This is a genomic window from Acinetobacter sp. RIT698 (assembly GCF_009668065.1).
In the GTDB taxonomy this organism is placed as follows: Bacteria; Pseudomonadota; Gammaproteobacteria; order Pseudomonadales; family Moraxellaceae; genus Acinetobacter; species Acinetobacter guillouiae.
Map to the genome: position 1 here is coordinate 37,820 of NZ_WJYH01000027.1, position 26,041 is coordinate 63,860.

General features: G+C 40.0%; 21 protein-coding genes and 1 pseudogene. 16 read left to right on the top strand and 6 right to left on the bottom strand.

What is annotated here, in order from left to right; genetic code table 11:
* Positions 1 to 2: 2 nt before the first annotated feature.
* Together antA and GJV03_RS12980 are read right to left on the bottom strand one after the other, a co-directional pair.
* On the bottom strand, positions 3 to 1,418 hold the full coding sequence (antA, locus tag GJV03_RS12975) for an anthranilate 1,2-dioxygenase large subunit (protein WP_056515395.1): 1,416 nt from the start codon (positions 1,416 to 1,418) through the stop codon (positions 3 to 5).
* A 701-nt stretch (positions 1,419 to 2,119) separates the two neighbouring features.
* Positions 2,120 to 2,512, bottom strand: coding sequence for a DUF4440 domain-containing protein (locus GJV03_RS12980; protein WP_096733761.1), 393 nt, complete (start codon positions 2,510 to 2,512; stop codon positions 2,120 to 2,122).
* 364 nt (positions 2,513 to 2,876) lie between these two features.
* Here GJV03_RS12980 and GJV03_RS12985 point away from each other — a divergent pair, with 364 nt between their 5' ends.
* The 4 genes from GJV03_RS12985 to GJV03_RS13000 all read left to right on the top strand — a co-directional run bounded on the left by GJV03_RS12985 (position 2,877) and on the right by GJV03_RS13000 (position 7,499).
* Positions 2,877 to 4,220: an MFS transporter gene (locus GJV03_RS12985; protein WP_004721612.1), complete on the top strand. Its 1,344-nt coding sequence runs from the start codon at positions 2,877 to 2,879 to the stop codon at positions 4,218 to 4,220.
* 90 nt (positions 4,221 to 4,310) lie between these two features.
* On the top strand, positions 4,311 to 5,312 hold the full coding sequence (locus GJV03_RS12990; protein ID WP_154130237.1) for an AraC family transcriptional regulator: 1,002 nt from the start codon (positions 4,311 to 4,313) through the stop codon (positions 5,310 to 5,312).
* An 83-nt stretch (positions 5,313 to 5,395) separates the two neighbouring features.
* Positions 5,396 to 6,502, top strand: a complete 1,107-nt coding sequence (locus GJV03_RS12995; protein WP_154130248.1) for an NAD/NADP-dependent octopine/nopaline dehydrogenase family protein — start codon at positions 5,396 to 5,398, stop codon at positions 6,500 to 6,502.
* 1 nt (position 6,503) lies between these two features.
* A complete protein-coding gene (locus GJV03_RS13000) occupies positions 6,504 to 7,499 on the top strand; it encodes a 3-hydroxybutyryl-CoA dehydrogenase (protein ID WP_154130238.1) in 996 nt (331 codons plus the stop codon).
* Between the two features lie 54 nt (positions 7,500 to 7,553).
* Here the strand turns inward: GJV03_RS13000 and GJV03_RS13005 are convergent, their stop codons facing one another.
* Positions 7,554 to 8,021, bottom strand: coding sequence for a hypothetical protein (locus GJV03_RS13005; protein ID WP_004721604.1), 468 nt, complete (start codon positions 8,019 to 8,021; stop codon positions 7,554 to 7,556).
* Positions 8,022 to 8,168: 147 nt separating this feature from the next.
* Between GJV03_RS13005 and GJV03_RS13010 the strand changes: the two genes are divergently transcribed.
* The 12 genes from GJV03_RS13010 to GJV03_RS13065 all read left to right on the top strand — a co-directional run bounded on the left by GJV03_RS13010 (position 8,169) and on the right by GJV03_RS13065 (position 22,067).
* A complete protein-coding gene (locus GJV03_RS13010) occupies positions 8,169 to 9,281 on the top strand; it encodes an amidase (RefSeq protein ID WP_056515409.1) in 1,113 nt (370 codons plus the stop codon).
* A gap of 48 nt (positions 9,282 to 9,329) precedes the next feature.
* Positions 9,330 to 10,466, top strand: coding sequence for an acyl-CoA dehydrogenase family protein (locus GJV03_RS13015; protein WP_227548142.1), 1,137 nt, complete (start codon positions 9,330 to 9,332; stop codon positions 10,464 to 10,466).
* 43 nt (positions 10,467 to 10,509) lie between these two features.
* The gene (locus GJV03_RS13020) at positions 10,510 to 11,037 is read left to right on the top strand and encodes a nuclear transport factor 2 family protein (protein WP_154130239.1); all 528 of its coding nucleotides are present in this window, start codon (positions 10,510 to 10,512) and stop codon (positions 11,035 to 11,037) included.
* A 30-nt stretch (positions 11,038 to 11,067) separates the two neighbouring features.
* Positions 11,068 to 12,345 carry an aromatic ring-hydroxylating dioxygenase subunit alpha gene (locus GJV03_RS13025; protein WP_004721598.1) on the top strand — a complete coding sequence of 426 codons (1,278 nt, stop codon included), beginning with the start codon at positions 11,068 to 11,070 and terminating at the stop codon, positions 12,343 to 12,345.
* Positions 12,346 to 12,355: 10 nt separating this feature from the next.
* On the top strand, positions 12,356 to 12,841 hold the full coding sequence (locus GJV03_RS13030) for an aromatic-ring-hydroxylating dioxygenase subunit beta (protein WP_004721595.1): 486 nt from the start codon (positions 12,356 to 12,358) through the stop codon (positions 12,839 to 12,841).
* Between the two features lie 10 nt (positions 12,842 to 12,851).
* Positions 12,852 to 13,589 (top strand): SDR family NAD(P)-dependent oxidoreductase, encoded by a 738-nt coding sequence (locus GJV03_RS13035; protein WP_154130240.1) that lies wholly within the window; start codon positions 12,852 to 12,854, stop codon positions 13,587 to 13,589.
* A gap of 34 nt (positions 13,590 to 13,623) precedes the next feature.
* Positions 13,624 to 14,577 (top strand): PDR/VanB family oxidoreductase, encoded by a 954-nt coding sequence (locus tag GJV03_RS13040; protein ID WP_004721592.1) that lies wholly within the window; start codon positions 13,624 to 13,626, stop codon positions 14,575 to 14,577.
* Between the two features lie 65 nt (positions 14,578 to 14,642).
* The gene (locus GJV03_RS13045) at positions 14,643 to 15,602 is read left to right on the top strand and encodes a p-hydroxyphenylacetate 3-hydroxylase reductase component (RefSeq protein ID WP_171287945.1); all 960 of its coding nucleotides are present in this window, start codon (positions 14,643 to 14,645) and stop codon (positions 15,600 to 15,602) included.
* Positions 15,603 to 15,746: 144 nt separating this feature from the next.
* The gene (gene feaR, locus GJV03_RS13050) at positions 15,747 to 16,661 is read left to right on the top strand and encodes a transcriptional regulator FeaR (RefSeq protein ID WP_154130241.1); all 915 of its coding nucleotides are present in this window, start codon (positions 15,747 to 15,749) and stop codon (positions 16,659 to 16,661) included.
* A gap of 207 nt (positions 16,662 to 16,868) precedes the next feature.
* Positions 16,869 to 19,184: a primary-amine oxidase gene (tynA, locus tag GJV03_RS13055; RefSeq protein ID WP_171287943.1), complete on the top strand. Its 2,316-nt coding sequence runs from the start codon at positions 16,869 to 16,871 to the stop codon at positions 19,182 to 19,184.
* Between the two features lie 83 nt (positions 19,185 to 19,267).
* Entirely contained in the window at positions 19,268 to 20,545 is a 1,278-nt protein-coding gene (locus GJV03_RS13060; protein WP_154130242.1) for a hypothetical protein, read from the top strand.
* Between the two features lie 34 nt (positions 20,546 to 20,579).
* Positions 20,580 to 22,067 carry an NAD-dependent phenylacetaldehyde dehydrogenase gene (locus GJV03_RS13065; RefSeq protein ID WP_004721583.1) on the top strand — a complete coding sequence of 496 codons (1,488 nt, stop codon included), beginning with the start codon at positions 20,580 to 20,582 and terminating at the stop codon, positions 22,065 to 22,067.
* A gap of 175 nt (positions 22,068 to 22,242) precedes the next feature.
* Here GJV03_RS13065 and GJV03_RS13070 read toward each other — a convergent pair whose 3' ends face one another.
* The 3 genes and pseudogenes from GJV03_RS13070 to GJV03_RS13080 all read right to left on the bottom strand — a co-directional run.
* The gene (locus GJV03_RS13070; RefSeq protein ID WP_154130243.1) at positions 22,243 to 24,732 is read right to left on the bottom strand and encodes a penicillin acylase family protein; all 2,490 of its coding nucleotides are present in this window, start codon (positions 24,730 to 24,732) and stop codon (positions 22,243 to 22,245) included.
* A gap of 261 nt (positions 24,733 to 24,993) precedes the next feature.
* Positions 24,994 to 25,791 carry a 3-oxoadipate enol-lactonase gene (gene pcaD / locus GJV03_RS13075; RefSeq protein WP_154130244.1) on the bottom strand — a complete coding sequence of 266 codons (798 nt, stop codon included), beginning with the start codon at positions 25,789 to 25,791 and terminating at the stop codon, positions 24,994 to 24,996.
* A gap of 10 nt (positions 25,792 to 25,801) precedes the next feature.
* Positions 25,802 to 26,041 (bottom strand): annotated as a pseudogene (locus tag GJV03_RS13080) (acetyl-CoA C-acyltransferase); the annotation flags it as partial.

A 26,041-nucleotide genomic window follows, 5' to 3' on the forward strand; every position in this document is an offset into this window, starting at 1 on the left:
GGTTACACCTCATCCGTAACAGATTGATTTAAAAAAGTGACTTCTTGCATCTTAAGTGCTTTTTTATTGAGTCCATTGAGGAGCAGGCGTTGCCAGTGACCATGCTGGTTGACATATAGCCCTTCATGAGTAAATTCACGCCCTGTGATCACGGGTTCAATACCAAGATCTTGTGAATTTTGTGATGGGCCATAATTCCATTGATGATAACCGCGTGAGATATCACTCCAGCGTTCTAAACGGCCCTGAAAGCCTTTTTGTTGTTCGCGGAATTCCACCAGATCATCTGGTGTACCCAATCCTGATACATTGAAAAAGTCTTCAAACTGACGAATACGGTTACGACGTGCCTCCGCTGATTCACCTTTGACACCAATACATTGGCTGATGACTTCGGTTTTATTCCATGCCACAGGACGGACAATACGCAGTTGTGAACTGATCTGATCCATAAAGAACAGGCTTGGATAAAGGTTGAGGTTACGTAAACGGTGCATGGCCCATTTAGCGCGCTTTTCCCCAAACCTTTCCAGCAGATAAGGCATCACCACATCATAACCAGGACGTACCGCTGGATTTGGCATATCACTAAACAGCACACTATGTCCATTTTTAAAGCTAAACCAACCATCATCCGTTTCGGCATCACCCGCACCTAATTTACTATAATCAAGTGTGTCAAGTTCACTGCCATTGGCTGCGTTAACTTGCTGGCGATGTTGAACGGTGGAAACATAGTTATAATGCACGGTACTAACGTGATAGCCATCCAGACCATTTTCATTTTGTAGTTTCCAGTTGCCTGCAAAAGTATAAGCAGATTTACCTTGTAATACTTCAAGCTCACCCGTTGGTGATTGATCAACCATCAAGTCAAGAAACACTTTAGTATCACCTAAAAAGTCTTCCAGTGAATCTGTAGCCTGAGTATCCAGACTGACAAAAACAAATCCACGATAGCTGGCAATACGGCCTTGTTTTAAACCACGGCTAGATTTATCAAAATCTTCACAATATTCATTTGGCGCTTTGACCTTAACCAAACGCCCATCCGACTTATAACACCAAGCATGAAACGGGCAGGTGAATACAGACTGATTGCCTTTGGCCACACGGGTCAAGGTTGCACCACGATGCTCACAGGCATTGACCATGGCATGTAGTTCGCCTTTACCATCACGGCTGATAATGATCGGTTGTCGGCCAATCTGTACTGTAATGAAATCATTGTTATTGGCAATTTCACTTTCATGGCAAGCGTAAATCCAGACCTTTTCAAAAATGAGTTCCATTTCGAGATCAAATAGTTCTGGTTCGGTAAACATATCGCGAGCAATTCGATAAACACCATCATTTGGTCGAAAATCGATACAGCTGTGTACAAAATTTTGCCATTCGGCGAGGTTACGTGCAGTCATGGGCTCTTCCTCTATCCAATCAGTCCTTTGTTTGATTGAACCGCGATTTAAAGAAAGGCTCTATCCAGATTTTCCATGTGTTTATCCACTTTATGCAGATTAAATGCTTGGATACATTTTTGTGGAGGAGATTGCGATAGGATTTTCAATCTGTTTTATACATAACAAGATGCATACTTTTGAAATAAATAGGGTCTGTTAACAATTCGTCTATGTTTGCGACTATGTGTGTTTTTTAGGCGATACTAGGCACGAAATACGAAATTTAGTCATTCTAAATGAGTAGTTCGTAACGACGTAGCGGCAAAAAACACGCTAGTCCCCCCGCTGCGCCTTGCGCTGTAAACAAAGCAGTGCTTTGTTCTTGCTCAGGGTTGTGGCTAAAATTATCTCAGCCTTCGTTATGAAACTCGAAAATAGTCTCGCTATTCTCTTCATTTCATGCCTTGTCTGCTCAATTTTTGCCTACAACGCAAGCCATTTATGAAATGTCAACAGACCCTCATATTTTTGAATTGAACTTCGCCGTAAATTTGTTTTTAAGTAAAATTTTAATGATGGGGATGAAAACAGACAAAGTGTTTGCCAAAAACGGGGGACTAAGCTTTAAGTCGCAACTCAATCATTTATATTCTAAATTGATATCTTATTGAACTTAAAGCGTTGCATTGGAAAATGAAGTTATTATGACTTACAGCTATTTAAGGTAAAAAAGTCTCCTGTAAGTAACTCCATAGCATTTTTCCTTGAATTTCTTCAATCAGCGCACAAGAACGTCGAACTAGAATTCCTGATTCCTTGGTGTGTTTTTCAGTATAGGTGAGAACAATGCTTTGTTCACTTTGCATCAAAATTTGTTCATCATAAATTTCGATCTTTAGATCTGGCATCTTGCCCTGATTATTGCTAAACAGCCCTTTGACATCGGCCAAGGAAAAACGCTTTCCAGCTGCACCGACCATCTCAAAATGATCGGAAAAATATTCAATAAGTAGGGGAAGATCTTGTTCTGTATGTTTCCCGTTAAAAATACGTTCAATCAGTACGTGCATGCTATGTATACTTTCAATTGCATCTTGTTTTGACAGTGGCATATCCATTTCCTATGAGAGGTGTATTTTTTATATTATGTAAAAATAAATGTAAAATTCAATATTATTTTAAAATTAAATTTTTAACGTATGTTTCAAGATCGCTCCCAAAAATAATTTCCAATTTAAAAAACATAGCATCTTATTGATATCTATTATTTTAAATAAAATGAATTTGTTCGAGTTGAGCATTGTGACGCAAAAGGTATAACTATATACTTAAAATAACATGGAAAATTCCATGTAAAAATAACTATAGTAGGCTAAGCTTTTCTTTATGAAGGTGGATAGGAAATGGATATTTCCTCGAATACGCGACGTCTTCTTAAAGATACCAATCATAAAAATGCATGGACAAGGAAGAAAAATGGATACTCATTCACCAGAGTCAACAGGCTCTCATTCAAATACATATGCATGGTATGTTGTTTCGCTGTGCATGTTGGCTTATATCTTTTCATTTATAGATCGGCAAATACTGGCACTGATGATTGAACCAATTAAGGCTGATCTAGGTTTGTCAGATACCCAATTTAGTCTATTACATGGTCTCGCCTTTTCGTTGTTTTACGCCTTTATGGGATTGCCACTGGCCTATTTGGCAGACCGATTTTCGCGACCAAAAATTATTGCAGTCGGGGTGGTATTTTGGAGTATTGCAACTGCATTCTGTGGTTTAAGTAAAAACTTTATTCAACTGTTTTTAAGCCGTATGGGTGTTGGGGTGGGCGAAGCCGCTTTATCTCCTGCAGCTTATTCAATGTTTAGTGATATGTTTAGCAAGGACAAATTAGGCCGTGCTGTTGCAGTATATTCAATTGGTTCATTTGTCGGTGGAGGGATTGCTTTTCTGGTCGGCGGTTATGTGATTGGCTTGCTTAAAAATATGGACACCATTCAGGTTCCTTTATTTGGTGCATTAAGAGCATGGCAGGCAGCATTTATTATCGTAGGCTTACCTGGAGTGTTTATTGGCTTACTGGTGTTACTTACGGTGAGAGAACCGCAACGCAAAGGTCAGCGTTTAAATGCACAAGGTCAAGTTGAAAAGACCAATATGAAAGATGCGTTTAAGTTTATCAAAAAACATAGTCGTACTTTTACTTGCCATTATTTAGGTTTTACTTTCTATGCAATGGCGCTGTATTGCTTGATTAGTTGGTCACCAGCATTTTACATGCGTAAGTTTGGCCTTACACCGACAGAAGCAGGCTATATGCTAGGCACGGTGTTATTGGTGGCAAATATTCTTGGCGTATTCTGTGCAGGCTGGCTCAATGACTGGTTTATTCAAAAAGGACGTAAGGACGCGCCAATGATTACCGGTGTGATCGGAATCGTAGGATTAATTTTACCAATTATGGTCTTTACCCAAGTCAATGAGCTGTGGCTTTCTGTGGTATTTCTGGTCCCTGCCATGTTTTTTGCCTCTTTCCCAATGCCAATTTCAACCACAGCAATGCAAATGCTGGCACCGAATCAGTTGCGTGCACAAATCTCAGCTGTATTTTTGCTGATCAGTAATTTGGTTGCGGTTGGGATCGGTACCACGTTGGTGGCATTGATTACAGATAAAATCTTTGAAAATCCACTGATGGTGGGGATGTCTTTGTCTATCGTGGGTACGATTTCATGTGTGTTGGCATTTATCTTATTGAAAAAGGGCTGTAAGGCATTTAGCGCCAGTATGCAGCAGGAACATGCCTCTTAATCCAATGGTGTTCTCAATCAGTCACAGCGCCCATTCTTTGTAATGGGCTTTGTGACTTGTTTGGCCAATCCATAATCAGGGAGTGAAAGAATGGAACAGTTTTTCAAATTGGATTATCTAAATGAGCTGCTGTTGTTTAAATCGGATGATTATCAAACCATTAAAGATCAGGTCAGCTATTATTTAAGCCCTCATCGTTTTGAGGTGGAAGTGCGTGAACCGTTAAATACCCGTTTAAATGGCTTTCGCTTTGGTAATTGTGCCTTGTACGATCTTAAATATAGTGCCCCTGTGATAATCACCATTGATGAGGTTTCTGATTTTTATTTATTTCGATTGACACTGGAAGGTCAATGTAAAGTCGGTATAGAAGACCAACAGGTGCTACAGTCAGTCGGGATTATGTCGATTACGCATCCGCATACTCAACAGCAAATCCAGACCAATCAGCATTGCCGAAATATTATTTTAAAACTTGCTCAACATGATGTAGAAACCCAATTGTTTAAAATGTTGGGGCATACCAGTCATGAACCGGTTATCTTTGATATGAGTTTGTCCTGTACCGAGGAAGGCATAGACTCGATTATTGAAACCCTCAATTATTTGTGCCATGCCTATTATCATATTCAAAATTGGAGCTTTATCTCTGCGAGTTTTACCCAGTATTTAATTGAACTGATTTTATTGAAGATCCCAAATAACTATACTGATCAGCTTAATTTGCAAAGACAGCATATTTTGCCCGGCTATCTAAAAAAAGCACAAAAGTATATTCAGGATCATTTAGAACAACCGATTTCATTAGCAGATTTAAGCCAGTGTTGTGAGGTGTCGATCCGCACATTGCAAAAAGGCTTTAGCCAGTATTTACAACAAACCCCAGTCGAGTATATCCGTGATCAGCGACTTGAACGGGTACATCTGGCTTTACAGCAAGCTCAAACCAATGAAACAGTGACGGATATTGTGCTGCGTCATGGCTTCCAAAGTTTAGGGCATTTTTCTACGCTGTATAAAAAACGTTATGGGTGTGTGCCCTCTAAAACTTTAAAAATGAGTCCTGTTCAAATGAGTACAATGCTTTCGTAAACTGAACACGTGTTGCGTGTTTGGATAAGCCAGCAGGTTATTGCGCTTCTATGATGAATTGAAATAAATCAGGAAGAGCAATGATGAAAATTACAGTTTTAGGTGGCGGTCATGGATGTTATGCAGCTGCGGCAGAAATGGCTGAAAAAGGGCATGAGGTGCTGTTATGGCGCCGTGATTCAGATGCTTTGCAACAACTTGCTGCCACTGGCCAATTAAAGATTAAGGATTATCGGGGCGATCGCACTGTGACAGTGGGTTTTGAAAAGAGTCAGATTAATTTGTCTGATGATTTGCAACGCGCCATTAAACATGCTGAGTTGATTATTATTCCATTACCTGCGACCACACATGATGATTTAGCCCGTCAAGCAGCGCCATTTTTTAAAGCTGGGCAAGTGGTGTACTTACCACCAGCGACATTTGGTAGTTTTATCTTTGCCAAGGCGATGCAACAAGCAGGTAACACTGCGCAAGTGGCATTTGCAGAAACGGGAACTTTGCCTTATTTGGTGCGTAAACATGGGGTGAATCAAATTGTGATTAGTGGTTATGCGACCCGTTTACCCACAGGCGTATTTCCAAGTGTATTGTCACAACATGCATTTCACGTGCTTAAACAGGCATATCCTAGCGTTGAACCCGTTGAGGACAGCTTAAGTGGTGCATTGATGAATGCTGGACCAATTATTCATCCACCTTTAATTTTGATGAATGCGGGTCCACTTGAACATTTTGAAGCGTGGGATATTCATAACGAAGGTACTCAACCCTCAATTCGTCGTGTCACCAATCAACTCGATGCGGAACGAATGCAACTGCGTGAAGCATTGGGATATGCCGCACCACATTTTCCTTTGGCGGATCATTATAATCATGAAGGTGAGGGTGATGAATGGATGTATGGGCGTGGGGCACATGGAAAATTAACTGACAGTGGTGACTGGCGTGAGGATATCGACTTAGATTCACATCGTTATATGTTAGAAGACACTCGTTTAGGATTATCTTTTTTAGTTTCTGTGGGACGTTGGGCAGGTGTCGCAACCCCTGTTGCTGAAGGATTGTTAAATATCGCGTCAGCGGTCACGGGTAAGGATTTATATCAACAAGGACGTACTTTTGAGCGTTTAGGTCTTGCGGATAAAAGCCCAGCAGAACTGCAAGCGATTTTGCAACAAGGAGTCTAAAATGCAAATGATCGAAAAAATTGCAGTGCTCGGTGCTGGGCGTATGGGCAAAGCCATTGCGATTGCTTTTGCTTATGCCGGACTTAGCGTTGATTTGATTGATGCGAAACAGCGCAGTGAAGCTGAATTTGAACAATATCAAACTCAAATTCGTGCTGATTTACAGCAAGAGTTACAGTTGCTTGAGAAAATTCAGTTTATTCAAGCAGACCAGCAAGTTTTTGTTTTGGATAAGATTGCGATTTTATCTAAACAGGCTGCTACAGGCATATTACCAAGCTGTGCGTTGATCCTTGAGGCTGTACCAGAAGTAAAACAAGCCAAACAAGAAATTTTTGCTTGGCTGGATCAATATCTTTCACAGCAGTGTATTGTGGCTTCGACCACATCCACATTTTTAGTGACGGATATTGCGCAAATGATTTCGCATCCTGAGCGAGTGGTCAATGCACATTGGCTAAATCCTGCTTATCTCATGCCTTTGGTGGAGTTAAGCCGTTCTGACCAGACCTCAAATGAGGTGCTGACTCAGCTTAAGCAATTTCTACAGGCGATTGGTAAGGTACCTGTGGTTTGTAATGCCAAGGCGGGTTATATTGTGCCAAGGATTCAGGCCTTGGCAATGAATGAAGCGGCACGTATGGTTGAAGATGGAGTCGCTTCGGCAGAAGATATTGATATTGCTATTCGTACCGGTTTTGGTTTGCGTTTTTCTGTTTTAGGCTTATTGGAGTTTATTGATTGGGGCGGTGGCGATATCTTGTATTATGCCTCGCAATATTTGCAAAAAGAGCTGGGGGAGCGTTTTCGAACACCTGAAATTATTGCGGAAAATATGCGGCAGCAGCGTAATGGCCTTCGTGAAAAGCAGGGCTTTTATAATTATGCGGATGTGGATATTCATCAATATAAACAAGATGTTTTACGGACCTTTTCAGATCGAATTGAAAAAAGTAAGTTAAAACCACCGTTTAATATTTTACAGTCCACAACGTGATGAACTGAACAATTCGCCCATCGCATTCAGCTAATGGGCGTTTATTTATAGCATTTAGCTTGATGGCATCAAATTGAATAGCTTTTTCAATTGTGCATTTAACTGATGCAATTCCTCATCTTCAAAGGCATTTAAAATCCCAGATAAAGTCACTTGGCTGATTTGATTGATCTGCTCCACCAATTCTTTACCTTTGTCTGTGAGCTTGACCATCGAGATACGTTCATCAGACTCTGACGAAAAAACCTGCACAATATCATCTTCAACTAGGCGATAAATGGCTTTGGTTGCTGTGGTCAATTTAAGGGTAGAGAGGTTGGCAATTTCGGTAATACTAGCTTGTTGCAAAGCATTGGTACTTAAAATGATTTTACGACGTGTATTGTCGATACCTAGTTTTTTTATTGATTTTTCAATAAGTTGTGTGTATTTACCATTCACTTGAGAAATCCAAAAGAAAGGATAGCTTTGTAAACTGCTAGGTTCATTATTAGGTAGAAATTGTTCTAAATGAGTAAGCATAGCAAAGTGATAACTTTATAAAGATGAATATTCATCATTATACAAAAATTAAAGAAAAAATCTTTGCTCTTTCTGATAAAAACATCTTGACAATTACATTACTTTTTCCGATATTGGTATTAAGTACAAAAATACATGGAAAAGTGAATGAATATTGTTGTACAAGACGTACAAATAGGACGCGGTGCTTTAAAAGTCATGGTGAAAGATTCCATTGATATTCAAGGTCTAAAGACCATGATCGGGAGCAAAGCCTTGATGGATAAGCCTTCTGCAACAAAGAATGCAGAAGTGGTAGAGCGTATTTTGGCAGCGGATTGCCAAATTACCGCAAAAACCAATCTACATGAGTTGGCTTTTGGTATTACCGGGATCAATCCTGTTTTTGGCACTGCAATCAATCCTCAATATCCTGATCTAATTCCAGGTGGTTCATCGAGTGGGTCTGCTGCTGCCGTAGCCGCGGGACTGGCTGATTTCACTTTAGGTACCGATACTGGTGGTTCAATTCGTATGCCAGCGGCATGTTGTGGGGTGTATGGTTTTAAACCGACATTCAATCGCGTCAGTCGTCAAGGGATACATCCGGCCATGAGTTCGCTGGATTGCGTGGGACCATTTGCCGCTTCGGTTGCAATGATTGAAACCGCGATGCAGATAATTGATCCAAGTTTCCATGCTTTGGAAAAATTAGCGCATACGCCGAAACTGGCTTGGCTTGAGGTAAATGCGAACCCAACGGTATTGAACTGTATTCAGCAATTTCTTGCTCAGGCGAATCTGTCAGCTACACCAGTGAAATCTGAATGGTTTGAACCTGCTTATGATGCAGGGATGCAAATCATTAATTATGAAAATTGGCAGGCGTATGGTGAGTTAACCAAAACTGGTTTGCTGGGTGACGATATCCATGCTCGCTTGCTCAAATCTGCGCAAACCACGGCGCAACAAGTAAAAGAGGCGGAAGCGGTCAAAGCACAATTTATCAATGAAATTGACGGTTTATTGGAAAAATATGATGCCGTGTTACTGCCAACCCTTCCGCAAATCCCACCCAAATTAATCGATGCAGAACATATGGTTGCACTGTTGAACTTAACTTCATTGGTGCGTCCATTCAATTTATCTGGTCATCCTGCGATTTCAATACCGCTCAAAACCAGCGAAGGACAACCAGTGGGTTTACAAATCGTGGCGAAACGAAATTCGGATGAGCTGGTGTGTGCAATTGCGAAATATATCGTGGATGCCGCGCAATAAATGACAAGGAGTTGGGTAATGAATAATTTATCGACAAAGGAATTTGTAATGGACACAACAATAACGGAATTAGAAGCACTCTGTCAGGAGATTCGAGAACGTGCTTGTACAGGCGAGTTCGATAACCAAGCGTATGTGAGTCAAGACATTATCGATAAGTTAAAGCAGATTGGAGTCTATCGTGCATTGGTACCGAAACGTTTTGGCGGCAATGAATGGTCACCTCAACAATTTTGTGAGTTGATTGAACGTTTGTCTAAAGCGGATGGGTCCGTGGGATGGGTTGCGAGTTTTGGGATGAGCCCTGCTTATTTGGGTAGCCTGCCTGAAGCAACGCTTGAAGAATTATATAAAGAGAGCCCAGATATTGTATTTGCAGCAGGTATTTTTCCACCGCAACCCGCAGATTTAAGAGCTGATGGCGTGGTGGTAAAAGGTCGATGGAAATTTTCCAGTGGTTGTATGGGAGCCGATATTATTGGAGTGGGGATTAGTCCACAGGTCAATAACACCACACAAGGTCTCCCACGTTTAGCAATTATCCCAGCAAAACAAGCGCAAATCGAAATGACTTGGGATACAGTCGGCTTAAAGGGAACAGGCAGTCATGATCTACTAGTCGATAATGTCTTTGTTAACAATGACTGGACCTTTATTCGTGGTGAACCGTCTAAACTTTCGGAACCATTTTTTAAATATCCATCACTGTCATTGGCAACACAGGTGTTAACTGTGGTCGGGATCGGTGTTGCAGCAGCAGCGTTGGAAGAATTCCAAAAGTTAGCACCTGGCAAATCATCTATCACAGGTGGTGCTGAAATTGCCAGTCGTCCAGTCACCCAATATGAATTTGCCCAAGTCGAAGCTGAGTTTAAAGCAGCACGTGTTTGGTTCTACGACACTATGCAAATCGTTTGGAATGAGATTATTGCAGGTGGTACGCCAACGCCAGAACAGATCAGTGAGATGCGTTTGTCTTGTACCCATGTTGCTCGAGTTTGCGCACGCGTAACGCGCAAAATTCAAATGCTGGCGGGCATGACTGCAATTTATACCCATAACCCATTTAGCCGTTTTGTGAATGATACCAATGTGGTGACTCAGCATGCCTTTATGGGCGATGCCACTTTACAAAATGCCGCTTTGGTGAGCTTTGGTATGCAGCCAGCACCCGGTTATTTATAAGCCGAATTTAAATAATCACGAGATGTCCAAGGATGAATATGACATGAATAGCAAGATGGATTTGACCGTTATCTTACAACGCTTAGAGCAGCTCGAAGCGCAAAACGCGATTCGTAATTGTATTCATCGTTATATGGAAATTTGTGATGGATTAAATGCCAAGACTGACCTCAATGAATTAATGGATTTATTTGATCAGGACAGTATTTGGGAAGGAATTGGTGAGAAATATGCGCAATCTTTTGGTCGCTATGCTTCATGGCAAGCCATTTTTGACATGTTTAAAAGCTATACCCAAGCCGAATCACATTTTGTGATGAATGCGCATTTTGTCAGCTCAGAACAAATTTATATTGCAGGCGATCAGGCCAATGCAAGCTGGTTGATGTTGCAAACCTCGACCTTTCTCAATGGAGATAGCCATTTAAATGCCGCAAAACTCAGTGTGAAATTTAAACAGCAAACCGATGGTCTATGGAAGATCAAACATTTTCAGACTGAAAATATTTTTAGTCGCCCCGTGTCTCACTGGAACAGTACAGCGATATTGCCAGTACCGTCTCAGCAATAAGTTATGGATAAATTGAAAAGGATAATGGATATGAACAGTATTATTCCAATGCAGAATATTAACATTGATTACAGTGAGTTAGTTCAAAGTGATCGTGCACATACCTCTTTATATAAAGATGCGCGTGTCTTTGATGATGAAATGGAAAAGATTTATTACAGCACTTGGGTTTGGGTGGCACATGCCAGCGAAATTCCAGATGGTGGTAGCTATAAAACTATTAATATTGGTAAGCAACCTGTGGTCGTTGTACGTGACCGTAAGAAAAAAGTCCATGTATTGCTCAATCGTTGCCGCCATCGTGCAGCAACTGTATGTGAACATAAAAAAGGCAAAACCAACAGTTTTGTTTGCCCATATCACGGATGGAGCTATGCATTGGATGGTTCATTACGTGGTGTACCTTCACCTGAAAGTTATGGTGAATGTCTGGATAAATCAGAGTTTCCATTGATTAGCCTACGTGTTGAAGAATACAACGGTATGATTTTCGCCACCTTTAAAGACGATATTGAACCTTTAGCGGATTTCTTGGGCGCTGCGAAAAAATGGATTGATTTGTTTATGAAACAAGGCGCAGGTTATCCAATTAAAGTATTGGGTGAACATCGTTTCCGTTTCCCAGGCAACTGGAAAATCCAGCTGGAAAATACCACCGATGCCTATCATTTTCCGTTGGTACATAAGTCATTCTTAAGTTCAGTCGATGAGAAGACTGAAGAATTATTTAATTTTGAAAATCAACCTGGCTATGTTGAAGATTTAGGCAATGGACACAGTGTCATGGTGATGATTCCTGAACTGGTTGATTTAGATGAAGAGTTGATGGAACGCCCAATTCAGGAACGTTTTGAAGAGCTTGCACAGGCGTTACGTGATGAAGGGCATGAAGAACTTGAAGTACGCCGTATTGTACGCGCTGTGGGTGGCTCTGGTTTTAACTTAAACCTGTTCCCGAACATTGCCTGTTCAATGGCCTTCTTCCGTGTTATGCAACCGATTTCAGTCAATGAAACTGAAATTCATCATTCCGTGATCACGATGGATGGTGGTCCACAGATTGCCAATCAATATCGCTTACGTCTACATGAACATTTCCAAGGTCCATTTGGTTTTGGTACACCTGATGACTCAGAAGCGTGGGAACGTGTGCAACATGGTGCCAATGCTGGTCATGATTTATGGATCATGTTGAACCGTGGTTTACCCGGTGAAGTAAAAACTGAAGATGGCTTAAAGAGTGATGTCAGTGCAGAAACTGGAATGCGCGCTGCTTATCAGCAGTGGAAAAAGATGATGACGGCTTAAGGAGAGTAGCATGAACATGAATTTGCAATTATTAAATGAAGTGACTGCTTTTGTTTGGGCTGAAGCTGACATGTTAGATCACAGTGAATACCGTGAATGGCTCAATCTATGGAATGAAAAAGGCGTGTATATCATTCCGATTGATCCGACACTCAAGGATTATGAAAATAATTTGAACTATGCCTATGACAACAATCATATGCGTACATTACGGGTAGAACGTTTGGAAAATGGTGAAGCGATTTCGACTGCACCCAAAGCCAATACCGTCCGTAGCGTGTCACGTATCCGTGTCGTAAAAGATGAGGATGGTGAAATCATTTTACGCTGTGCACAAAACCTTCGTGAATTCCGTAAGGAAAGCTTGAAACATTACACCGCAGATGTGATTTTTCATTTGGTTCGTGATCCAGAACAAGGCTTTAAGATCAATCGTAAAATTATCAACTTAGTCAACTCGACCGATACTTTGGCGGGTATCAGTTACATCCTCTAGGAGCGCAAAAATGAAACAGGTTGTTTTAGTCACGGGCGCAGCATCTGGTTTAGGGAATGTGATCGCCGAATATTTTGCAGCACAGGGGCATCAAGTGATTGTCTCTGCCAGCAGCTTAGAAAAGGCTGAAAATGCCAAAGCACGTAGTCCTAATGCGGAGAATATGTTTGCGTTAAAACTGGATATTTCAGTTGAGCAAGATTTTCATGCCGCAGTGCAGTGGATTCAACAAAAATTCAGTAAATTGGATGTGTTGATTAATAATGCGACGGTCACCAAGGCAACCCCTGTTTTAGAGATTACTGCAGCTGACTTTGATTGGATCACTCAAGTGAATCAGCGAGGAACCTTTCAAGCATGTCAGATTATTGGCAAATATATGGCAGATCAAGGCTATGGCCGTATCGTCAATATGGCTTCATTGGCAGGGCAAAATGGAGGTACTGCAACAGGAGCACACTATGCTGCAACCAAAGGTGCAATTGTAACTTTGACCAAAATCTTTGCCAAAGAGTTTGCTGCTAAAGGTGTGACTGTGAACGCCGTAGCACCTGGGCCAATGGAATCACCGATTGTACACAGTGTGGTATCTGACGAGAAAATGGCGCAATTTATTCAAAATATCCCAGTCAAAGCATTAGGTAGTATGGAATTTATTGCTGAAACCTGTGCCTTGTTGGCAAGCCCAAGCGCTGCATTTGTCACTGGGGCGACGTGGGATATTAACGGTGGATTATTTATGCGTTAAGCCTTGGGCGAGATGCATAAAAGGGAGATAAATCATGGCTACACTCTATAACGTGGTTGTCAGAAACCGTCATGTAGAAGGTGGGAATGTTGCAGTCATGGAGTTTGAATCTGCAAATTCTGCCACATTACCAAAAATTGAAGCAGGTGCGCATATTGATGTGCACTTACCCAATGGTATGGTGCGTCAGTACTCACTATGCCAAAACCCAAAGGATGTTGGCATATTCAGACTGGGGATTTTACGTGATCCAGAATCGCGTGGTGGTTCAGTCTCGGCTTTTGATGATTTAAAAGATGGTATGCAAATACAGGTCAGTGAACCGAAAAATCTGTTTCCATTAGTCAAAGCCAAACATGCTGTACTGGTGGGTGGGGGGATTGGAATTACCCCTTTGATCACCATGGCCTATCAATTGGTACAAGAAAACGCATCTTTTGAACTGCATTATTGCGGGGCAAGCCCAGAGCAATGTGCCTTTGTCGATGAAATTAGAAATAGTGTATTGGCGCCCTTTACCACCTTTCATTTTAAATCGGAAGGGGCCAGCCATCGCGAGTTTTTTCAATCCGCCATTCAGGACATAGACAAAGCAAGCCATATCTATACCTGTGGTCCCAATGGGTTTATGGATTGGGTGATTAATTTGGCATTGACGCAAAATTTTCCTGAGCAACAGATTCATAAGGAATATTTTCAGGTTGAGGTTGAAACCAACGGTGATGCATTTGAAGTTGTTGCTGAGCGTAGTGGCAAGATCATCATGGTCAATGCCGAAGAAACCATTCTGCAAGCACTGGCACGAGAAGGGATTGAGATTGAAATGTCTTGCGAACAGGGCGTCTGCGGAACCTGTATGTGCGATGTGATCGAAGGTGAGCCTGATCATCGTGATGTGTATTTTACTGATGAAGAAAAAGCCAGTAATGAACAAATACTGGTGTGCTGTTCCCGTGCAAAGTCAGCACGATTGGTACTGGATATTTAATTGCTTTTAACAGGACTAAGCAATTTCAGATACCGAGCTAAATAGGATAAAAGATTCAGGAGAGAATAATGAATTCATTAAAATCAATGGATGAAATCAAAATAGATCCAATGCAATTTAGACGGGCATTGGGTAATTTTGCTACAGGTGTGACCATTGTTACGGCACAAAATGAGCAAGGTGAGAAGGTTGGAGTCACTGCAAATAGTTTTAATTCAGTGTCTTTAGACCCACCACTCATTTTATGGAGTATCGATAAAAAATCATCGAGTTTTTCTGTATTTGAGCAAGCTACGCATTTTGCGGTAAATATTTTATCGGGTTCTCAAATTGAGTTGTCCAATAAGTTTTCCCGTCGCAATATCGATAAGTATGAAGGTACAAGTTATCAGGTTGGTGCAGGTCAATCACCAGTTCTAGACCATTGTTCAGCAGTGTTTGAATGTGAACGACACGAAATTATTGAAGGTGGTGATCACTGGATTATAATTGGCAAAGTCGTTAAGTTTCATGATCAAGGGCGTAGTCCGTTGGTGTATCATCAAGGTGCGTATTCAGGTGTGATTCCTCATCCATTATTACAGCTCAAAGATACTGTAGAAGCAGAAGACTTAGGCGAATTACATCAAGGGCATTTATATAGTAATGTCTGCTATTTAATGAGTCGGGCGTTTAAATTTTATCAGACCGATTATATTCCGAAGCAGTTAATCACTGGATTTCGCACCAGTGAAGCAAGATTATTATTGGTGTTGGGCAGTGGTACCGCATCCAATAAAGCAGATTTACCACGTGATATTGCCATGCCGATGCGTGAGATCGAACAAGCTGCGCTTATCTTAAAAAAAGATGGTTTATTGATTGAAACGGATGGATTTTTTAAGTTAACGGAAAAGGGCAAGAAAACCGCACATTATCTGTTTGATATTGCCGATAGCCATCAAAATGAAGTTTTTGAAAAATATCCTGAAAATGAAAAGGAAATTTTTATTAAAATTTTAAAGGATATTGCGGGGATTGTATAAGGCTTAATAAGCTGATAGGTTGAAAGGGTCTATCAGCTTTAGACTATTCGCTATTTATATAATAAACAAAAGAATTTATGAGCGAGAAGTATATTTAATATCGATTTTTGAACAGTTTAAACCGTAAAACAAGGAAGTGAGCGGATGAACCAATATGTACGTGATGCACTAATAACTTGGACGCGTAATATCAAAAATGTTTGCGGTAATTTTGAAACAGATTTTGATGGTACACGTGATTTGTTCATTGGCGAAGTCGAATGTTTTTTATTGGGCGATACTGAGATCGCTTTTATTAAAAATAATGCAAACAAAATTGTCCGAAAAGCGGATGAAATCGATCGAGTAAATAATCGTTTTTGTTTTTTGATTTTGCAGTATTCGGGCAAAATACGGTTGAACTATAAAAATGAAACCTTGAGTCTCAATGAGGGCGATATTGTATTACTCGACCCAGTTGAAACAATTTCTATGTTTCCACAAGGCTTAGTCAGTCAAATTTCTGTGCATCTGTCGCGGGAAAAATTGTTGAAAGAAAATATTAGTTCTGAATATTTTGGCAAACTCATTACGCAAAATATGAGTGGTTTTTTACTTAAAAATATTATGAAAAATATGTCTGCTGAAAACATTAAACTTTGGTATGCAACTGAAGATGGCAATGCTTTTGAAGATGCCTTGATTGCTTTAATCAAACCGACAATTAATTATAAAAATATGCATGATTCAAATAATCTTATGGAAAAAGCAGAGCGCTATATTATTGAAAATTTAGCCAAACCTGATCTGACGCCTAAGCTGATTGCTGAGCATATTGGTGTATCGTTACGGCATCTTTATCGATTATTTCTGCAAGAAAATTTATCGATTAACAAGTATATACAGCTCAAACGCTTAGAAAAAATTAAAGCAGATTTGCTTGATAAAAAAAATAAGCAAAGCTCGATTACCCAAATTGCCTTGAAATGGGGATTTTGGGATGGCGCGCATTTTTCAAAAATCTTTAAAAAGAATTATGGTGTCTCTCCTAAAGAATTTAGAGAGCATGTGTTGACTTAAGTCTTTTGTTTTTGATGTCACTTCTAGACAAGTTCGAGGTCATTCCTGAACAAGCTAGCCCCATGCAAGTGTGTTGAAATTAAATCGATGAGAACAGTTAGGAACGACTGAATAAACTTAAAAATATTCAGTTTATCTCACGAATTTCACACATAGGAACGTGCATTTAACTATCTGTCTTAGATAGTTTAGGGATAGATGAAAAGGATGAAACTGATGCGTAAACAACGATTATTCAATGATATACAAAAAATATTGGCGCTTAACTTATCTATAGCTGCAAGCTTTTGGGGACTGAACACACAAGCTTATGCGCATGGTGGACAGGCAGAATTAGTCCCTTTATATCAAAACATGAGCGAGCAAGGTGCTAAAGTTGTAAAAGATGATTTTACCAATACGTATATGATCAGCAAAGGCTCTATAGTGGTGAGAGCTAAACCAAATTCAGATCAGGTTTTAGTCAATGGTAAACCGTTAAAGTTAAGTGTGCCATTAATTATTAAAGAGGGTAAGCCTGTTATTGGCAAAGACTTTTTCAATGAAGTATTTCAGTCTGGCTTAGATCAAACATTTAAAATTGAAAACACGTTTCACCCACTCAATAGTTTAAATACAGAAGAAATCAAAAAAACATTTGAAAGTATTAATCGCTCAAAATATGCCTATAAAAATATGCGTTTTGCCGAGTTAAAGCTGAAAGAACCTGAAAAAGCCAAAGTGTGGGATTATTTTATTAACCACAAAGACTATAAAGAAGACCGCATAGCATCTTTTATTTTATTAAAAGGTAATCAAGCGATTGAAGGTGAGGTGAACCTTCATACTCAGCAAGTTACAAAATGGAATGTATTAAAAGATACACATGGAATGATCCTGCTAGATAACTTCGAGACAGTCCAGCGTGTGATTGAGTCAAGCAAAGAATATCAGGAAGCTTTACGTAAACGAGGCGTAACAGATGTTAAAAAGGTCATTACCAATCCTTTAACTGTTGGATATTTTGGCGGTAAGGATGGTTTAGACAAACAATTGAACGTTTTAAAAGTTGTGTCATATCTAGATACAGGCGATGGTAATTATTGGGCACATCCTATTGAAAATTTAGTTGCTGTGGTTGATCTAGATAAAGAAAAAATTATTAAAATTGAAGAAGGGGCAATGATTCCCGTTCCGATGGCAGATCGACCTTATGCGACTAAAAATACGCAACCCCCGAAAATTAAACCACTGAACATTATTGAACCTGAAGGTAAAAACTTCACAATTACTGGACAGACTGTACATTGGGGAAACTGGTGTTTCCATGTTGGACTTGATTCTCGTGTTGGCCTACAGCTTTCAACCGTGACTTATAAAGATAAGGGTGTAAAGCGTAAAGTCATGTATGAGGGCAACCTTGGTGGAATGGTTGTTCCATATGGTGACCCAGATATGGGATGGTACTTTAAATCTTATCTAGACTCAGGTGAGTATGGTATGGGAACACTCACTTCATCGATTCAACTGGGAACAGATGCGCCAGAAAATGCGGTTTTACTGGATGCCGTGATTGCTGACTACAAAGGGCAGCCTCAAGTTATTCCAAATGCGATCGCAATTTTTGAGCGATACGCTGGACCTGAGTATAAGCATCAAGAAATTTTTGGTGATCAGGATGCAAGTGAAGCCCGCCGTGAGCTTGTGGTGCGCTGGATTAGTACGGTTGGAAACTATGATTATATGTTTGATTGGGTATTTGCTCAAAATGGTGTCATTGGAATTAATGCTGGTGCAACAGGAATTGAAGCTGTTAAAGGTGTTAAAGCGCGAACTATGCATGACAGTACTGCCAAAGAAGACACTAAATACGGCACGTTAATTGACCATAATATTGTTGGTACCACGCATCAACATATCTATAACTTCCGTTTAGATATGGACGTTGATGGGGAAAATAATAGCTTTATGCATATGGACCCTGTCGTAAAGGTAAATGACAGAGGTGGTGTTCGTACAAGTACGATGCAAATTGACAGTCAGGTGATTAGCAATGAGCAAAACGCTGCTGAAAAGTTTGATCCGTCGACTATTCGTTTGCTAACCAACTTTAATAAGGAAAATAAACTCGGAAACCCAGTTTCTTATCAGCTGATTCCGTTTGCTGGCGGTACACACCCTGTGGCGAAGGGGGCAAATTTTGCCAAAGATGAATGGTTATTTAAACGCCTGAATTTTATGGATAAGCAAATTTGGGTGACGCAGTACAATGCTGATGAACGCTACCCTGAAGGTAAATATTCAAATCGCTCAACGCAAGATACTGGTTTAGGACAGTTTATTCGTAACAATGACAATATTGAGAATAAAGACCTTGTGGTCTGGATGACGACAGGAACAACCCATGTAGCACGTGCTGAAGAATGGCCAATTATGCCAACCGAATGGGTTTATACCTTAATCAAACCGTGGAATTTCTTTGACAATACACCGACCTTGAACTTGGGTGATGAAAAAGAAAATACCCAGCATGAGCATCACTAAAGGTGCCAATCAGCAAGTATGGGTAACCAATAAGTTACCCAAAACTTAGCGTCTTGTAGACCGTTCACAAAAAGGAATTTTGTATGAAAACGCTACTTTCTCAAGTGATGAGAGGGACTCTCTTTGTCTCAATTTTTTCAACTGTCTATGCAAGCGAAATAGAAATCAAACCGATTTTTGAAGTTACCTTGGGTGCTTTTAGCAGTGGGAAAAGTTATAACGGTGAAAATATAGCTGAGCAAAGAATAAATTGGCAAGAAGGGCATCTTAAATATGGTGCAAAAGGACAATACACATTGAATAACAACCAACTCTATGCAGGTTTGAGTGGGATTAGCTCAGCCACATTTGGAGAGGGGGATGCAGGACAAAATAGTAATGGTAAAGAACGTAAAACTGATGTGAATGAATGGGTCATTGGTTTTAAAGATGGTACTCATAAAGATCAATTGACCACATATGATTTAAGTATTGGTCGACAAAATATAATGATTGGGGACGGTTTTTTTATTGCTGGTGATGCATTAAACCTTGGGAAACTACCCGCAGATGGCGCATTAGACCGTGGAGGGGCCTATTATCTGGCGGCACGACGCAGTTTTGATTTTACCAGTCTGCTGCAATATAAATTGCAAGATCATACAACCTTAAAACTGGCCTATTTAAAATCGAATAATAAAGCACAATTTTCATCAGAACTCTTTGTAACTGATCTGATGTATCAACTTAATGATAAAGGTATCGGATTTACTTACTTAAATGTATTAGATCTTGACGATGCCGAGCATATTTCAGGGCGGGAAGATCTTAAAAATTATGCTTTACGTTTGAATTATCAACTGTTACCAGAATTACAAATTAAATCTGAATTTGTTGTTCAAGACAAAAAGGAACACCAAGAAAATGCAGGTTATTTAGGATTGAACTATAACTTTTTATCCTCAAAATATACGCCTTCGCTAGGCTATCGCTTTAGTCGTTTTTCAGACCAATATGATCCCATGTTTTATGGAAATACCGTGGGATTTGGAACATGGTTTCAGGGGGAGGTTGCTGGAAACTATGCGGGTCCTTTCAATAAAAATGCCGATATTCATCAAATATCTTACATGATGAATTTAAAAGAAAATTTTATATTAGGTGCTTTGGCACATAAGTTTAAAACAGTAAATAAAGCTTTAACAAATGTTGATGGACATGAGTTGGATGTGTTTTCGGTCTGGTCTGTAAATAAAAACGTTACCGTTATTCCGCTCATTGGGCTGTATAAACCGAAGCAAGATATCCATAGTGGCGGTACTCAGAACTATGATGATAAGACCAATCTATATGCTCAATTGATTTTGCAATATATCTATTAATTAAGCCCTTTAAAGTTAAGTGTGAGGAATAAAAATGAATGAAGTCAAAATATTAGATAGCGTACAGACTTTTTTGAATAGAGCGCATGGACATTTTATTGACGGAAAGTGGGTTGCTGCTCAACATTCAAATAAAGTTGATATTGTAAACCCCTCTACCGAACAAGTCATTGCTCAGATCAGTATCGCTAGTCAACAAGATGTTGTAGATGCAGTATCCAGTGCAGATCATGCTTTTCAAAATGCTTGGGCTGAAACGACACCGTATCAACGTGGTGTAAAACTAAATAAATTGGCAGATTTAATTGAGCAATATGCTGAGGAACTTGCGCAACTAGAGTCTTTGTCTACTGGAAAATTAATTCATATTTCCCGTCATCTTGAAGTGGCACAATCTATTATTTTTTTAAGATATTTTGCTGGTTGGGCCACCAAGATTCATGGTCAAACCATGCAACCTTCTATTCCTTCTACACAAGGTGAAAAATATACCGCATTTACCTTAAGGCAGCCTGTTGGGGTCGTCGCGGGTATTGTTCCGTGGAATTTTTCACTCATGATTGGCATTTGGAAAATTGGTTCAGCTTTAACAACAGGCTGTAGCATTGTGCTGAAACCCAGTGAATTTGCCAGTTTGTCATTGCTACGTTTAGCTGAGTTAGCAATTGAAGCGGGTATTCCAGCAGGTGTGATCAATGTTGTGACGGGTAAAGGCGAAACTGGGCAATATCTGATTGAGTCACCCTTGGTTAAAAAGGTTTCTTTCACAGGCTCAGTACCTACGGGGATTGCTATTGGTAAGCTTGCGATGAGCAGTGATTTAACTCGTGTTAGCTTGGAGTTGGGGGGTAAAAATGCGATTGCCATTTTGGCTGATGCAAATATAGATGAGATTTTACCTACCTTGATACAAGCAACTTTTGTGCATCAAGGCCAAGTATGTGCATCGCCAGAACGGTTTTTTGTGCATCAGACAAAATATGATGAGCTTGTTGCAAAGCTTTCTAAAGCATTATCTCAATTTAAAATTGGATCGGCTATGGATGAAAGCAGTATGTTTGGTCCGCTGTCTAACCGACCTCACTTTGATAAAGTAAAGCATTATTTAGATTTGGCCAAAGCCAATAATCAAATTATTGCTGGTGGAGATACTTTGCAACAAACAGGTTATTTTGTCGAACCGACTTTAATTTCTTTAAAAGCGATTGATGATCCATTATTTTTAGAAGAGACCTTTGGCCCAATTGTAGGATTAATGCCATTTGAAACGGACGAAGAACTCATTCAGCTGATGAATCATTCTCGGTTTGGTTTAACCGCAAGTATTTGGACCAATGATTTGTCCAAAGCTTTGCGTTTAATACCGAAAATTGAAGCGGGTACTTTATGGGTCAATATGCATACTTTTTTAGATCCGTCGGTTCCATTTGGTGGTGTGAAAGCTTCAGGAACTGGTCGAGAGTTTTCAGATGCATTTATTGAAGATTTCACTGAATTAAAATCAGTGATGATTCGCTATTAAAAATGTGCATAGATATTTAAAAGTAGGTAGCACAGTCTAAAAAGAGTGGTATCGCTTCCAGTGATCTACTGATTGCGAATATAGGCTTGATAAGTTCTGAAAATATATAAGTTGAACAAGCTTTAAAATTTAAACAGCCCAATATATCTATATATTGGGCTGTTTCGAGTAAAAATTAATAGGTTAAAGTCATACTTTGTTGTGTTGCTTGATCAATTTGCTTTTGGCTTACTGCATCATCCTTACATTGATAGTTTTCAAATAATGGGAGCTGATCGGCAAAGTGTGCATCGGTCTTTCCATTGCGATGAATAAATCCACTTTGACCAGGTGCAAGAATTGAACACATGCTGACTTGATTGGGATTGAGTACCACTCTAAAGGTTGCACTCCCTGTATTCCCATAGGTGCTCAGCTGTTGTTGATGCGCCTGATCAGCCCATGGAATACCCACTGAGTTTTTGTTGGAGAATCCCATTGTGGCAACAGGAATTTTCCAATCATTGGGTTGGTCTGAATGATATTGTTTTGAAAGCTGAATTAAGGTGTTTTCCAAGGCAGTTAACACCACATCACCTGCTGATTGTCCTTTTAAGAAATCAACGGTTTGAGCAACGCTGGCTTGTTTGCCTTGCAGTGCATTCCAGATCAGTTTAGATGCATTCGCAGGTTGTGTACTCCGTGGGTCATTATTTACTGGGTAAAGGGTATCTGTATAACGTGCATAAATATTTTCAGATAGATTTGGTTTAAGCACCAATTCAATCATTTGATTGAGCCATGTACGCATAATGACAGGTGCTGCGCCTTGATAGAATTTAGCCTCACTGTCAGGACGAAGTTTGAAGTCCCAACTCGCCAATATCGGTGCGATTTTCTTTGCTAAAGGTGATGCGTTCGGGCTTTGCGCAGCTTTGACCATATAAGGAATAAAATAACGCGCATTCAGATCCGACCAAGCGCCCATTTTATTGATAGCCCAAATGTCTTGTTGGCTTAATTTTGCTTTACTTTCTAGGGGTTCAATCAGTTCATTGACACGGTCAACATGAGAGAAGTTGGAGGAATCGGAACGTAAATCCGCATAAGCTTTATTGTTCCAACTGCTAATATAGCCTTTTTCAGGGTTATAGGCTTTGGGATTATGTGAGAAATCATAGAAACCCTGCCATTCCATTGAGCCATCACCTTGAGCAGGCAGTTGAATATGCTGGTTTTCAGGGCGGATCGGTAAACGACCCAATGCAGCGACACCAATATTATTTTGGGTATCGGCATAAAACCACGTAATCGAAGCCGCGACACGTTTGGCTTGATCTAGGAATTCTTGCCAGTTGCTCGCTTTTGCTGCATTGGCCCAGCCCAATAAAGTTTCAATCTCTACACCTTCCCAGCTACGTTTTTGTGCATAGGCGGTATGATTTTTTTCATCCCATGTGCTGACAAAGCCTTGTTTACTTTGATACACATCTAAAACGTGGTCTGGTTGATTACGGACTTTAATTTTGATCTGTTGATGTTCAAAGGGAATATAACTGCCTTGATAACGATACTGTTTTGGATTGCTCGGATTTAAGCTGAGTTGATAGACGTCATTGGTATCAAGCGAACCGACAGTTGAACCCCAAGCAATTTTTCCATTGGTTCCAAATAGAATTGCAGGTAGACCGACGGGGGTAATCCCGGTGAGATTATAGCCAGCACCATGTAACCCAACCGCATAAGTAATGGCAGGCGTGTACCAGCCTTGTTGAGGGCCATTATATAAAACCGTTTGGCCTTCTACCGTTTTATCTCCTTTGACCACCCAGGCATTACTGGCTGTAGGGACGCCATCAACCACACTTTTACCCAATGCAATACGCGCTTGAGCTAAATAGTTTTTGGCTGCTTGGTCTGAGATAGGCGCTATACCTTTTAACATGTGTTGCTGATGTGCTGAAACTTGTGGTTTTGCTTTAGATTGAATAATTGTAGGAGCACTCGGATCATCTAGCCAACGTAATTGCTGATAAACTTTTAATCCTGTTTCTTGACCTTTTTCTTTTTGTAGTTGAGTCAGTAAATCTAAGTTTGAGACTTCTGAACTGGCTGAAAAAAAGCGATTGAGAATTAAGCCCACCCAGACCATTGCGATATCTTCTTGCTGCCATGTCGATGGTTTAAAGTCATAATCAATAAATTCTTTAGGCATCAGCTCTGGATTGGCCAAAACCTCTTGGACACGCTTATTAAAACCAGCAGCATAACCATCGAAAATGGCACGATCTTCAGGAGAAAGTCGGGCAATTTGTTGTTTAATCTGTTCAGGATTAAAGCGACTATGGGTTGCAATATCATATTGTAGATAATCGGGACCGAGCACTTCAGCAACAGTGCCTAAACCTGTACGTTTTGACATTTCCATTTGAAATAAACGATCAGTTGCGACTGCATAAGCATAGCCATAAAAAAGACCATAAGTATCCTTGGCATAGACATGCGGTGTGCCAAAATTGTCACGTTGAATCGTGACCTGTTTTTGCACTGGGTTTGATTCTAAACGAGAGGATGAACTACATCCTGCAAGCAATAAACAACTTAAAACACCTAATTTGATTAAGTGGTGTTTATCGCTCAGTTGATTATTTGAGGGGCTTTTTTTCAATTGAAATATCCTTTTCATTATTGTTGAGAAATAGAGTGTTGGGAAATAAATGCTTTTAGATGTTTTCTAAAAACAGCAGATTTATCGATATACAGGTCCTGAATAAATAAAATGATTGTTATTTTTATATGTAATTTTCTATTACTTTGTGGGTATATATTTATACTTTTAAATAAATAGACTTAATTTTATTTTAAATATGCTTTATCAAGTCTTGGTGAAATGCCAAAAAATAAAGGGATATGTTCTATCCCTTTATGCTGTTTCAAAAATTAAGTGTCAAAGTTCAGTCGCAAAAATTGCTGAGAGAAATTTTTCAAGTGCAGCATTGAATGTTTCAGAACATTCAATATTTGAAATATGCGATGCTTGAATTTCCACAAGTTGGGATTGCGGAATGTGCTGTTGCATAAATTGCCCATCTGCAACTGTAGTTACAGGGTCTTGCGTTCCTGCAATGACCAAAACTGGAATCGTGATATCTTTGAGTTGATTGCGGACATCCGCTTTAGCCAAAGCCTCACAACAATTGGCATAACCTATTGCGCTGCCAGCACTTAAGTCGTTACACAGATTATTGACAATTGCAGGATGACTTTGGATAAAGGGATCTGTAAACCAACGTGATGCAGCGGTTGCTGCGATGCTGGTTAAACCTTGTTCTCGGACAAGTTGGGCACGATCTAGCCATGCTTGTTCTTGTCCAATTTTTGCTGCGGTATTACTGATAACAACAGCATTAAATCGTTGTGGATAATGGATGGCTAACCATTGACCTGTTAACCCCCCCATAGAAATGCCACAGAAACTGGCTTTTTCAATATTTAAATGATCCAGTAATCGAATCACATCTTCAGCCAATTGGGGCAAGGAATAAGGACCTTGTGGCGCAGATGAAGAACCATGTCCACGGGTGTCATAGCAAATGACAAAAAAAAGTTCTTTAAAATAATTGAACTGCTTTTGCCACATGCCATAGTTGGTCCCTAATGAATTTGAAAAGACCAGTGCAGGGGAGTTAGGGTTTCCAAAACTTTGATAATTAATTTGTGCATCCGCTGATTGAAAAGTTGGCATTGCTCGTTCCTTAATTTTGATCAACACGTTGAATAATGAGCGCGATACCTTGACCTACCCCAATACACATTGAACATAGGGCATATTTACCTTTGATCTGTTCAAGTTGATTTAAGGCTGTGGTCACCAGTCTGGCACCTGATGCACCCAAAGGATGACCTAAAGCAATCGCCCCACCATTGGGATTGACGCGTGCATCATCATCTGCCAAACCTAAATCACGGGTTACCGCCAAAGCTTGGGCAGCAAA

Excerpts from the sequence above, each read along its gene's own strand:
- GJV03_RS13070 (WP_154130243.1), bottom strand. The coding sequence starts at position 24,732 with ATGAAAAGGATATTTCAATTGAAAAAAAGCCCCTCAAATAATCAACTG.
- GJV03_RS12985 (WP_004721612.1), top strand. The coding sequence starts at position 2,877 with ATGGATACTCATTCACCAGAGTCAACAGGCTCTCATTCAAATACATAT.
- GJV03_RS13040 (WP_004721592.1), top strand. The coding sequence starts at position 13,624 with ATGGCTACACTCTATAACGTGGTTGTCAGAAACCGTCATGTAGAAGGT.
- GJV03_RS13025 (WP_004721598.1), top strand. The coding sequence starts at position 11,068 with ATGAACAGTATTATTCCAATGCAGAATATTAACATTGATTACAGTGAG.
- GJV03_RS13060 (WP_154130242.1), top strand. The coding sequence starts at position 19,268 with ATGAAAACGCTACTTTCTCAAGTGATGAGAGGGACTCTCTTTGTCTCA.
- tynA (WP_171287943.1), top strand. The coding sequence starts at position 16,869 with ATGAAACTGATGCGTAAACAACGATTATTCAATGATATACAAAAAATA.
- GJV03_RS13015 (WP_227548142.1), top strand. The coding sequence starts at position 9,330 with ATGGACACAACAATAACGGAATTAGAAGCACTCTGTCAGGAGATTCGA.
- antA (WP_056515395.1), bottom strand. The coding sequence starts at position 1,418 with ATGACTGCACGTAACCTCGCCGAATGGCAAAATTTTGTACACAGCTGT.
- GJV03_RS13065 (WP_004721583.1), top strand. The coding sequence starts at position 20,580 with ATGAATGAAGTCAAAATATTAGATAGCGTACAGACTTTTTTGAATAGA.
- GJV03_RS13010 (WP_056515409.1), top strand. The coding sequence starts at position 8,169 with ATGAATATTGTTGTACAAGACGTACAAATAGGACGCGGTGCTTTAAAA.
- GJV03_RS13000 (WP_154130238.1), top strand. The coding sequence starts at position 6,504 with ATGCAAATGATCGAAAAAATTGCAGTGCTCGGTGCTGGGCGTATGGGC.
- GJV03_RS12980 (WP_096733761.1), bottom strand. The coding sequence starts at position 2,512 with ATGCCACTGTCAAAACAAGATGCAATTGAAAGTATACATAGCATGCAC.
- GJV03_RS13020 (WP_154130239.1), top strand. The coding sequence starts at position 10,510 with ATGAATAGCAAGATGGATTTGACCGTTATCTTACAACGCTTAGAGCAG.
- GJV03_RS13030 (WP_004721595.1), top strand. The coding sequence starts at position 12,356 with ATGAACATGAATTTGCAATTATTAAATGAAGTGACTGCTTTTGTTTGG.
- pcaD (WP_154130244.1), bottom strand. The coding sequence starts at position 25,791 with ATGCCAACTTTTCAATCAGCGGATGCACAAATTAATTATCAAAGTTTT.
- GJV03_RS12990 (WP_154130237.1), top strand. The coding sequence starts at position 4,311 with ATGGAACAGTTTTTCAAATTGGATTATCTAAATGAGCTGCTGTTGTTT.
- GJV03_RS13035 (WP_154130240.1), top strand. The coding sequence starts at position 12,852 with ATGAAACAGGTTGTTTTAGTCACGGGCGCAGCATCTGGTTTAGGGAAT.
- GJV03_RS12995 (WP_154130248.1), top strand. The coding sequence starts at position 5,396 with ATGAAAATTACAGTTTTAGGTGGCGGTCATGGATGTTATGCAGCTGCG.
- feaR (WP_154130241.1), top strand. The coding sequence starts at position 15,747 with ATGAACCAATATGTACGTGATGCACTAATAACTTGGACGCGTAATATC.
- GJV03_RS13005 (WP_004721604.1), bottom strand. The coding sequence starts at position 8,021 with ATGCTTACTCATTTAGAACAATTTCTACCTAATAATGAACCTAGCAGT.